An 884-nucleotide genomic window follows, 5' to 3' on the forward strand; every position below is an offset into this window, starting at 1 on the left:
AAGCAACGGCATTGTGTCCCCGGCGGAAAGTGCAGCACGGTGACGGCCAGCCCGCTCTCGTCGGCGAAGGCGGCCAAATCGTTCTTGAACAGGTGGGAGTCGGCGGAGTTCGCTCCTCCCGAATCGGCGGTGATCAGCAGCCGGGTCGCGTCGGGGTAGTGGCCTCGGCCTTGCTGATTCCACCAGCGGCGGATGGACTCCACCGCGAAAGCCGCGGTGTTGCGGTCGGTGCCCACGTTCACCCAGCCGACGTCTTGGCCCAGGTCATAGATGCCATACGGGATCGCGACCGGAGTATCAGCGAAGGTGAAGTCGTGATCGGGGGCCGTGATCGGCTTCTTCTTGGGCCGGTAGGTGCGGCCGGCTCGGGCGAAGTCACCGATCGGTTCCTTCTTCTTGGCGTCCACGCTCACCACCGGCAAACCGTCGGCGAGGAACTGTTCGACCGTGGTGTTGATGTGCTGGAACTGGGCGTCGCGGTCAGGGACCTGGCTGCCGGCGCGCCGCTTGGCCATGCCCTGGAGGCTGAACCCCCTCGCGCGCAGCAGATCACCCACCGCCGGAGCACTGATCGGATGCCCTGCCGCGGTTAACTCCCGGGCCAGGTCCCGCAACGAGGCCGTGGTCCAGCGCAGCGGAGAAACCGGATCACCGATCTCCCGCGGCTCGATCAACGCCTCAAGCGACGGCACCAGGCCCGGGTCACGCTCAGCAGCCGGCTTTCGTCCGCCACCGGGCCGGCGCACCCGGCCCAAAACCGGTGCACCACCAGCGAGCTCGAGACGTCCCCGCGCGATGGTCGACTCCGACACCTCTGCCAGCCTGGCCACCACCACGATCCCGCCATGCCCGAGCGCATCGGCCTCAGCAGCCAGATACAAGCG

At 67.6% G+C, this 884-nt stretch carries 1 protein-coding gene; it reads right to left on the reverse strand.

All coding sequences use genetic code 11. The annotated features are described in order from the left end of the window. Window positions 1-884 (reverse strand): ISAzo13 family transposase (locus tag LDL49_RS56465; RefSeq protein ID WP_225303202.1); only part of this gene is annotated, 884 nt, incomplete at both ends.

This window comes from Nonomuraea aurantiaca (genome assembly GCF_020215705.1).
Lineage (GTDB): Bacteria > Actinomycetota > Actinomycetes > Streptosporangiales > Streptosporangiaceae > Nonomuraea > Nonomuraea aurantiaca.